Source organism: Rhodococcus sp. P4_F5, assembly GCF_056401315.1.
Map to the genome: position 1 here is coordinate 19,194 of NZ_JBFUJP010000065.1, position 9,181 is coordinate 28,374.

Annotated in this window: 7 protein-coding genes; 5 read left to right on the plus strand and 2 right to left on the minus strand. The window is 72.0% G+C overall.

All coding sequences use genetic code 11. The features are described 5' to 3' along the window. The first annotated feature begins 98 nt into the window (after positions 1-98). Positions 99-683: a DUF3000 domain-containing protein gene (locus AC1DU4_RS20775; RefSeq protein WP_477843030.1), complete on the plus strand. Its 585-nt coding sequence runs from the start codon at positions 99-101 to the stop codon at positions 681-683. Here the strand turns inward: AC1DU4_RS20775 and AC1DU4_RS20780 are convergent. Next, on the minus strand, positions 632-1,942 hold the full coding sequence (locus AC1DU4_RS20780) for an alpha/beta hydrolase fold domain-containing protein (protein WP_477843032.1): 1,311 nt from the start codon (positions 1,940-1,942) through the stop codon (positions 632-634). The genes AC1DU4_RS20775 and AC1DU4_RS20780 overlap by 52 nt on opposite strands. Before the next feature lie 82 nt (positions 1,943-2,024). Here AC1DU4_RS20780 and AC1DU4_RS20785 point away from each other — a divergent pair, with 82 nt between their 5' ends. Continuing rightward, positions 2,025-3,449 carry a WS/DGAT/MGAT family O-acyltransferase gene (locus AC1DU4_RS20785; protein WP_477843034.1) on the plus strand — a complete coding sequence of 475 codons (1,425 nt, stop codon included), beginning with the start codon at positions 2,025-2,027 and terminating at the stop codon, positions 3,447-3,449. Here AC1DU4_RS20785 and AC1DU4_RS20790 read toward each other — a convergent pair. Further along, a complete protein-coding gene (locus tag AC1DU4_RS20790; protein ID WP_477843036.1) occupies positions 3,394-4,272 on the minus strand; it encodes an alpha/beta fold hydrolase in 879 nt (292 codons plus the stop codon). The two genes, AC1DU4_RS20785 and AC1DU4_RS20790, sit on opposite strands and share 56 nt — an antisense overlap. Positions 4,273-4,426: 154 nt before the next feature. Between AC1DU4_RS20790 and AC1DU4_RS20795 the strand changes: the two genes are divergently transcribed. The 3 genes from AC1DU4_RS20795 to AC1DU4_RS20805 all read left to right on the plus strand — a co-directional run bounded on the left by AC1DU4_RS20795 (position 4,427) and on the right by AC1DU4_RS20805 (position 9,133). Further along, the gene (locus AC1DU4_RS20795; RefSeq protein WP_477843038.1) at positions 4,427-5,680 is read left to right on the plus strand and encodes an HRDC domain-containing protein; all 1,254 of its coding nucleotides are present in this window, start codon (positions 4,427-4,429) and stop codon (positions 5,678-5,680) included. A 130-nt stretch (positions 5,681-5,810) separates the two neighbouring features. Then, on the plus strand, positions 5,811-7,028 hold the full coding sequence (locus AC1DU4_RS20800; RefSeq protein ID WP_477843040.1) for a thiolase family protein: 1,218 nt from the start codon (positions 5,811-5,813) through the stop codon (positions 7,026-7,028). Further along, a complete protein-coding gene (locus AC1DU4_RS20805; protein ID WP_477843042.1) occupies positions 7,028-9,133 on the plus strand; it encodes a 3-hydroxyacyl-CoA dehydrogenase NAD-binding domain-containing protein in 2,106 nt (701 codons plus the stop codon). Before AC1DU4_RS20800 ends, AC1DU4_RS20805 begins: the two co-directional genes overlap by 1 nt. Positions 9,134-9,181 lie beyond the last annotated feature (48 nt).

Consider the following 9,181-nt stretch of genomic DNA (forward strand, 5'->3'; position numbering starts at 1 on the left):
ACGTCCACCGGCCATGCTGCCAGATGAACGGGCGGAGCCGGGCGGGTGCTCGGCGCGCCTCCACCACCGACCATCGGAGCCCGTCTACCGTCCGCGATGTGACCACGTCCGGATCCGCCGCCGAGCCAGCGCAGTTCCGTACCGCCGTCGAGTCGATGCTCAAGGCCGCGGTACACCCGCAGATCGAGATCGGCCCGATCCGGCCCCCGCAGCGGCTGGCGCCGTTCAGCTACGCGATCGGCGCGGAGGTCACCCACCCGGACGCCGACGTCGTCACCCAGGACTCCGAGGGCGACGCCTTCGGTCGGCTGATCCTGCTGCACGACCCCGCCGGCGACGAGGCCTGGCACGGCACCATGCGACTGGTCGCGTACATCCAGGCCGACCTCGACGAAGACCTGGCCGCGGACCCACTGCTCCCCGAGGTCGCGTGGAGCTGGCTGGTCGACGCACTGGAGGCGCGGCACGAGCCCCTGACCGCGCTGGGCGGCACCGTCACCGCCACCAGCTCGGTCCGGTACGGCGACATCGCCGGCCCCCCGCGCGCGCACCAACTCGAACTGCGCGCCTCCTGGACGGCCACCACCACCGAGCTGGCGGGGCACGTCGAGGCGTTCTGCGAGGTGCTGGCCTACGCGGCGGGACTGCCGCCGGCCGGGGTCAGCCCGCTCGGCGGCCGCTGATCCGCTTCGGCTGCCATCGGCACCGGCGCGTCCGCCACGTCGGGCGCCTCGCCTGCCGGTCGCAGGGTCCCGAGCCGGGCCGCGTCGAGGAACGCCGCGGCACCGCTGACCACCCGCTCGGTGCGGATCGAGTGGAAGATCTCGAAGGCGTGCTGCGCGCCCCGCAACTCCGCATACCCGACCGGGTTCGACGAGACGTCCCGCAGCCGCCGGACGAATTCGCGGGCCTCGGCCACCGGGATCAGCGAGTCGTTGGTGCCGTGCACCACCAGGAACGGCGGCGCGTCGGCGTGCAGCCTGGCCAGCGGCGACGCGGCCAGGTAGTCCCGCGGGAACTGCGCGTTGCGGCCGAGGATCATCGCGCTCAGCGGTGACTGCACCCGCGCCGTGACGGCCTTGATCCCGGTCTCCGCGGCGAAGTCGTAGGCGCCGTAGAACGGCACGCAGGCCTGCACCGAGGTGTCGGCGCCCTCGAAGCCCGGCTGGTACTGCGGGTCGTTCCCGGTGAGCGCGAGCATGGTCGCCAGGTGCCCGCCCGCGGAACCGCCGGTGACGGCGAGGAAGTCGGGGTTGCCGCCGAAACTGGGCGCCTCGGCGCGCAGCCAGGCGATGGCCTGCTTGAGCGCCACCAGGTGCGCCGGCCACTTGGCCTTCGGTGAGAGCGGGTAGTTCACCGCCGCGCAGACCCAGCCACGCGAGGCCATCTCCGCCATCAGGGGCAGGCCCTGGTGGTCCTTGCTGCCGACCACCCAGCCGCCGCCGTGGACCTGCAGCAGGATCGGCGCGTCGGGCGGGGTGTCGCGGCGGTGGTAGACGTCCACCCGGAACCGGACCCCGCCGGGGGCGTACTCGAGGTTGCGCACCCGGCGGACCTCGGGCCGGACCATCCGGAACGGCCGGGCGGTGGCCCGCCAGTCCAGTGGCAGCCCGGCGTCCGGGTCCGTCACCCCCACCTCGGCGAGGGCGGCCGCCATCTCCGCGCCCGCCCGCCGGGACGCGACGACGTTCGCGGTCAGGCCGGCGGCGGACGCGGCGGCCAGCGCCAGGCCCAGCCGCTCGGTTCGGGTCGAGACCCGGCCGCGGGCCACCTGGACCGCCGCGTCCAGCACCGTCGCGCCGAGCTGCTGGGGGGCCAGTTCCGAGGTGAGCCAGCCGGCGAAGAAGGCGCCCACCGATGCCGGCATGCCGGGCACCGGCCTCAGCGAGTTCGCGGTCAGGGCGAGGTTCACAGCCTGACGGGCCAGGAAGCGTTGCGTCATGTGGCGCCTTTCACTGTCGACTCGTGGGCCCGAACAACCGAAGTCCCGACCTCAATCTAGGACAGGTTTTACGATTGCCGCCATGGAGAGACTAAGCGGTCTGGATTCCACGTTCCTCTACCTCGAAACGCCCTCTCAGCTGCTCCACGTCTGCGGACTGATCGTCCTCGACGTCTCGACCGTCCCCGGCGGCTACAACTTCCCCGCCTTCAAGACCGAGCTGACGGCGCGGGTGCGGTCCATGCCCGGCTTCCGTCGCAAGCTCTTCGACTCCGCCCTGAACCTCGACCACCCGGCGTGGGTGGAGGACACGCAGTTCGACATCGACCGGCACGTGCACCGGGTCGCGGTGCCCGCGCCCGGCGGCCGGGCGGAGCTCGCGGACCTCTGCGGCCACATCGCCAGCCAGCAGATGGACCGGACCATCCCGCTGTGGGAGATGTGGGTGATCGAGGGCCTCGACGACGGCTCGGTGGCGATCATGTCGAAGATGCACCACGCCAACGTGGACGGCGTCACCGGCGCGAGCATGATGGCGCAGCTGTGCGGGCTCACCCCGGACGCGCCGCGGCCCGAGCCGGCCCCCGACCAGCCCCAACTGGGCCGGGCGAACACCCTGGACCTGGCCGTCAGCGGCCTGATCGGCTTCGCCGGCCGGCCCCTGAAGATGGCGAAGGTGCTGCCGAGCGGGGTGGCGCTGCTGCCCAGGTGGATCCGGCGGGCGCGCCGCGGCGAGGCCATGCCCGCGCCGTTCACCGCGCCGCGCACCTCGCTCAACGGCGCGATCACGGGGCACCGCAACATCGCCTACTCGCAGCTCGACCTCGGCAAGGTGAAGCTGGTCAAGGACGCCTTCGGGGTCAAGGTCAACGACGTGGTGATAGCCACGGTCGCGGGCGCGCTGCGCCGCTACCTCGCCGACCGCGACGAGCTGCCCGACTCCTCGCTGGTGGCGATGGTGCCGGTCTCCGTGCACGACACCTCCGACCGGCCCGGCACCAACCAGATCTCCGGGATGTTCACCCAACTGGGCACGCAGATCGCCGATCCCGTCGAGCGGCTGAACGAGACCAACGTGCACAACACGATGGTCAAGTCGCACAACGCCTCGCTCGGCGCCAGCCTGCTGCAGGACTGGTCCCAGTTCGCCGCGCCCGCCGCGTTCGGTGGCGCGATGCGGGTCTACTCCAACCTCAAGCTCGCCGAACACCACCCCGTGGTGCACAACCTGGTGGTCTCCAACGTGCCGGGGCCACCGGTCCCGCTGTACTTCCTCGGCGCCCGGATCTCGGCGATGTACCCGCTCGGGCCGATCTTCCACGGCGCCGGCCTCAACGTCACCGTGATGTCGATGGACGGCAAGCTCAACGTGGGCCTGGTGTCCTGCCGGGAGCTCGCGCCCCAACTGTGGGACCTCGCGGACGCGTTCGGCCCCGCACTCGAGGAACTGGTCAAGGCCGCACGCGCGAAGACACGGAAACGCACGCGGGCAGCAAACCCGAAATGAACGCCTCGGACTCGAGCACACAGGAGGCGTGCCCGGCGTCCACCTCGTAGGTCGACGCCCCGCCGATCTGCCGGGCCATCCAGCGCTGCCTGCGCGCCGGGATGACCAGGTCGGTCCCGGTCACCACGACGGCGGTCGGCACGTCCACGTCGGCGATCCACCCGCTGGAGTCGAACTTGCCGATCTCCGCGGTGGCCCGCCCGACCGCACCCGCGCTGGTGGACCGGAACTGACGCAGTGCCCAGGCCCGGTCCTGCCCGTCCGTCCGGTCCTGCCCGTCCGTCCGGTCCAGCCCGTCCGGCCGCTCCGGCCCGGGCGGGCGGCCGGCGCCGGGGCGGAGCGTCCCCATCCAGGCGTTGAGCGCGATCCGTTCGCGGGGCGCACGCCGGAACCCAGTGGTCCCGGCGCACAGCACCAGGCCGGCCACGCGGTCCCGGTGCCTGCGCCAGGTCAACTGGGCGACGAGGGTCCCCATCGAGTAGCCGACCGGCACGACGCGCTCGAGCCCGAGCGCGTCGGCCAGCGCGGCGACGTCGTCGGCGCAGTCCTCGAGGGTGAACCGCTCGGACCGGATCCCGCGTCCGTGCCAGCGCTGGTCGAGGGTCACCACCCGGTACCGTTCCGCGAGTCGCGGGATCGCCGGGTACCAGGTGAGCGCGCCGGTGCAGGCCAGGGCGTGCAGCAGGACCAGCGTCGGCCTCGGCGACGCGCCGCCGCCGGGCGCACCGGTGTCGGTGACGTACGTACTGCCGCGGCCCGGCAGATCCACCATCGAGCCGGACGGTGGTTCGCCGACGGGGGCGACGTTCGCGAGTGTCAGCACGCTCCACTGCCTTTCGGTCACACCGGCTTTCGGTCACACCGGCCGGGGTTCGAATTACGTTCTACCTTATTACGGATCTCCGGGAGCACGGAGACTGGCCGCGTCGGGCACCGGATGCGCGACCGGGGCCGCCGCGGGTCGTAAGGTCACGGTCATGTCAGAGGCCAGCGACCAGGAATCCGAGCGCACCGCGGTGCCGCTCCTCGCCCCAGCCGACGGAGTGCCCGACGTCGTCGACTCCCCGCGACTGCTCGCCGACGCCGTGCGGGCGCTCGCCGACGGCACCGGCCCCCTCGCCGTCGACGCGGAACGCGCGTCCGGCTTCCGCTACTCGGCCCGTGCGTACCTGCTGCAGTTCCGACGCGCCGGCGCCGGCACCATCCTGATCGACCCGATCCCCCTGACCGGCGCGATGGACGCGCTCGCCGACGTGATCAACCCCCTCGAGTGGGTACTGCACTCGGCCGACCAGGACCTGCCCGGCCTCGACGAGCTGGGACTGCGCCCCGCTGCGCTCTACGACACCGAGCTCGCGGGCCGGCTGGCCGGCTTCGAGCGCGTCGGGCTGGCCGCGATCGTCGAACGCACCCTGGGACTGGGCCTGCAGAAGGGCCACGGCGCCGCCGACTGGTCCTCGAGGCCGCTGCCCGACTCCTGGCTGAACTACGCCGCGCTCGACGTCGAGGTGCTGCTGGAACTACACGAGGCGATGGCCGCGGAACTCGAGTCGCAGGGCAAGACCGAGTGGGCCGCACAGGAATTCGAGCACATTCGGCTGGCCGGTCCGCCGAAGCCCAAGCCGGACCGCTGGCGCCGCACCTCGGGGATCCACTCGCTCAAGACCCAGCGCCAACTGGTCGCGGTCCGCGAGTTGTGGACCACCCGCGACGAGATGGCGAGCTCCCGCGACATCGCCCCGGGACGGGTGCTGCCGGACAAGGCGATCGTCGACGCCGCGGGCGCCGACCCGAGGACCGTCGACGCGCTGCGGGCCCTGCCGATCTTCGGCGGACCCCGCCAGCGCCGGATGTCCAAGACCTGGCTGCAGGCGCTCGACCGGGCCCGCGCGCTGCCCGACGACGAACTGCCTCCCCTCGCGCAGCCGTTCACCGGCCCGCCGCCGGTGAGCAAGTGGCAGCGCCGCAACCCCGAGGCGGCCGACCGACTGACCGCCGAACGGGCCGCGATGACCGAGCTCAGCGAGCGGGTACGGGTGCCGGTGGAGAACCTGCTGACGCCGGACCTGGTCCGCAGGCTGGTCTGGGACTGGACCCCCGGACCCGCCGAGGCGGCCGAGGCCCGGGTGGACGCCGTCCTCGTCGCGGGCGGTGCGCGCCCGTGGCAGCGCCAGCTCACCGTGCCGGTGCTGGCCGCGGCCCTGTCCACCGCCACGGCCACGGCCGACTGAGCGGGGCGGTCGCGCCGGGTTTCCGCGACCGAGGCGGCCGCTATGTTACCGGCGGGTAATTAGCGCTAGAGTGGAGTCTGCCGGGCCAAAGCTCGGCAGACCGCTCCACTCCCGCCAGGAGGAATCCAGCGTGGCTGCATCCACATCACCGCGAAGTGTCGTCTTCGTCGACGGCATCCGTACCCCGTTCGGCAAGGCCGGACCGAAGGGCATGTACGCCGACACCCGCGCCGACGACCTGGTCGTCAAGGCGATCCGCGAACTGCTCCGCCGCAACCCCCAGCTGCCGCCCGAGCGGATCGACGAGGTCGCCGTCGCCGCCACCACGCAGACCGGCGACCAGGGCCTGACCATCGGCCGCACCGCCGCGATCCTCGCCGGGCTGCCGGAGACCGTGCCGGGCTTCGCCATCGACCGCATGTGCGCCGGCGCGATGACCGCCGTCACCACCACCGCGTCCGGCATCGGCTTCGGCCAGTACGACGTGGTCGTCGCCGGCGGCGTCGAGCACATGGGCCGCCACCCGATGGGCGAGGGCGCCGACCCGAACCCGCGGTTCCTGGCCGACAAGCTCGTCGACCCGAGCGCCCTGGTGATGGGCAACACCGCCGAGAACCTGCACGACCGGTTCCCGACCATCACCAAGGAGCGCACCGACGCCTACGCCGTCGCGTCGCAGAACAAGTACGAGGCCGCCAAGAAGGCCGGCTTCATCGCCGACACCCTGGTGCCCGTCGCCACCCGCTCCACCGCGGGCTGGGGCCTGGCCACCGAGGACGAGCCGCCGCGCCCCGGCACGACGGTCGAGGACCTCGCCAAGCTCAAGACGCCGTTCCGCCCGGCCGGCCGGATCACCGCCGGCAACGCCGCCGGCCTCAACGACGGTGCCACCGCGGCGATCCTCGCCGGCGAGGACACCGCCCGCGAACTCGGCCTGCCGGTCGGCATGCGGATGGTCGGCTTCGCCTACCAGGGCGTCGACCCCGCCGTGATGGGCATCGGCCCGGTCCCCGCGACCGAGAAGCTGCTGGCCCGCACCGGTCTGAAGATCGAGGACATCGGCCTGTTCGAGATCAACGAGGCGTTCGCCGTGCAGGTGCTCGCCTTCCTCGAGCACTTCGGCATCGCGGACGACGACCCGCGGGTCAACCAGTGGGGCGGCGCCATCGCGTGCGGCCACCCGCTCGCGTCCTCCGGAGTCCGCCTGATGACGCAGCTCTCGCACCAGTTCGCCCAGAACCCGGACGTCCGTTACGGCCTGACCACCATGTGCATCGGTCTCGGCATGGGCGGCACCGTCATCTGGGAGAACCCGAACCATGCCGATTACGAAGCCGGAGTCGCGTAATGACTGACATCGCAACCGCTTTCGCCGACGAGGTCGTGACGAACGCGTTCACCAAGATCATCTCGGTCCCCGGCATCGAGGGCCCGGTCGCGCTGATCACCCTCGACAACGGCTTCGACCACACCAAGCCGAACTCCTTCGGCCCCGCCGGCCTGCTCGCCTTCGACAAGGCGATCGACGAGGCGTTCGCCGCGAACCCGGCGGCCATCGCGGTGACCGGCAAGCCGTTCATCTTCGCCGCGGGCGCGGACCTCAAGGGCGTGCCGTCCATCACCTCGCGCGAGCAGGGCCTCGAACTGGGACGACTGGGCCACAAGGTGTTCCGTCGCCTGCGTGAGTCCTCGGTGCCCACCTTCGCGTTCGTCAACGGCGTCGCCCTCGGCGGCGGCCTCGAGGTGGGGCTGCACTGCCACTACCGCACCTTCGCCGACAACGTCGGCGCCCTCGGCCTGCCCGAGGCGATGCTGGGCCTGGTTCCCGGCTGGGGCGGAACGCAGTTGCTGCCCAACCTGATCGGGCCGTCGAACGCCGTCACAGTGGCGGTCGAGAACCCGCTCAACAACGGCAAGGTCATCAACTCGAAGAAGGCGCTCGAGCTCGGCATCGCCGACGTCGTGCTCGGCTCCGCCGACTTCGTCGAGCAGTCCCTCGCCTGGGCGTCGCAGGTGCTCGCGGGCACCGTCACCCCCGCCCGCCCCGAGATCGACCGCGGCGCCGGCTGGGACGAGGCCATCGCCCGCGCCAAGGCCATCGTCGAGGGCAAGACCAAGAACAACGCGCCCGGCGCGGTCCGCACGGTCGCACTGCTCGAGCTCGCGCGCGGCGTGGACCTCACCGACCCCGCGTCCCTCGACGCCGGCTTCGCGGCCGAGGACGAGGCGCTCGCGGACCTGCTCATGACCGACGAGCTGCGCGCCGGCCTGTACGCCTTCGACCTGGTGAACAGGCGGGCCAAGCGTCCCGCCGGCGCGCCGGACAAGTCGTTGGCGCGCAAGGTCTCCGGCGTCGGCATCGTCGGTGCCGGCCTGATGGCCAGCCAGCTCGCGCTGCTGTTCGTCAAGCAGCTCAAGGTGCCGGTGATCCTCACGGACATCGACCAGGAGCGCATCGACAAGGGCGTGGGCTACGTGCACGCCGAGATCGACAAGCTCCACGGCAAGGGCCGGCTGTCCCCCGACGCCGCGAACCGGCTCAAGGCCCTGGTCTCCGGTTCGCTGGACAAGGCCGCGTTCGCCAAGACCGACTTCGTCATCGAGGCCGTCTTCGAGAACATGGACGTCAAGAAGAAGGTGTTCGCCGAGCTCGAGGAGCACATCGCCCCCGAAACCATCCTGGCGACCAACACCTCTTCGCTGTCGATCACCGAGATGGCGTCCGACCTCGAGCACCCGGAGCGGGTCGTGGGCTTCCACTTCTTCAACCCGGTCGCGGTGCTGCCGCTGCTCGAGATCATCCGCGGCGAGAAGACCGACGACGCGACCCTGGCGACGGCATTCGCCACCGCCAAGTCGCTGCGCAAGTCCGCGGTGCTGTGCGGCGACAAGGCGGGCTTCGTGTTCAACCGCCTCGTCACCCGCACCCTGGGCGAGGTCATGTCCGCGGTGGACGAGGGCACCCCGTTCGACGTCGCGGACAACGCGATCGCCGAGCTCGGCATGCCGATGAGCCCGTTCACCCTGCTCGCCCTCGTCGGCCCGGCGGTCGCGCTGCACACCGGCGAGACGCTGCAGGCGTCGTACCCGGAGCGGTTCAAGTCCTCCCCCGGCCTCGAGGCGCTCGTCGAGGCGCGCAAGCCCGGCGTGTGGACCTGGGGCCCCGAGGGCCAGGCCGTCGACCCCGAGGTGGCCGCGCTCTGGCCGCAGGGCGACAAGGTCTCCACCGCCGAGGAGGTGCTCGAGCGGACGCGTCGCGCCTTCGCCGAGGAGATCGCGATCATGCTCGACGAGGGCGTCGTCGCGGCGGCCGAGGACATCGACCTCTGTCTGATCCTGGGCGGCGGGTTCGGATTCTGGAACGGCGGCATCACCCCGTACCTGGACCGCACCGGCACCTCGGAGGCCGTGAACGGCAGGCGGTTCCTCGCCGAGGGCGTGGCGAGCGTCTAGCCAGCGGACATCCGTCACGAAACGGGCGCGGCGCGGGGTTTCCCACGC

Bases quoted from the DNA above. Each gene is read 5' to 3' on its own strand.
- AC1DU4_RS20780 (WP_477843032.1), bottom strand. From the start codon at position 1,942: ATGACGCAACGCTTCCTGGCCCGTCAGGCTGTGAACCTCGCCCTGACC.
- AC1DU4_RS20785 (WP_477843034.1), top strand. From the start codon at position 2,025: ATGGAGAGACTAAGCGGTCTGGATTCCACGTTCCTCTACCTCGAAACG.
- AC1DU4_RS20795 (WP_477843038.1), top strand. From the start codon at position 4,427: ATGTCAGAGGCCAGCGACCAGGAATCCGAGCGCACCGCGGTGCCGCTC.
- AC1DU4_RS20805 (WP_477843042.1), top strand. From the start codon at position 7,028: ATGACTGACATCGCAACCGCTTTCGCCGACGAGGTCGTGACGAACGCG.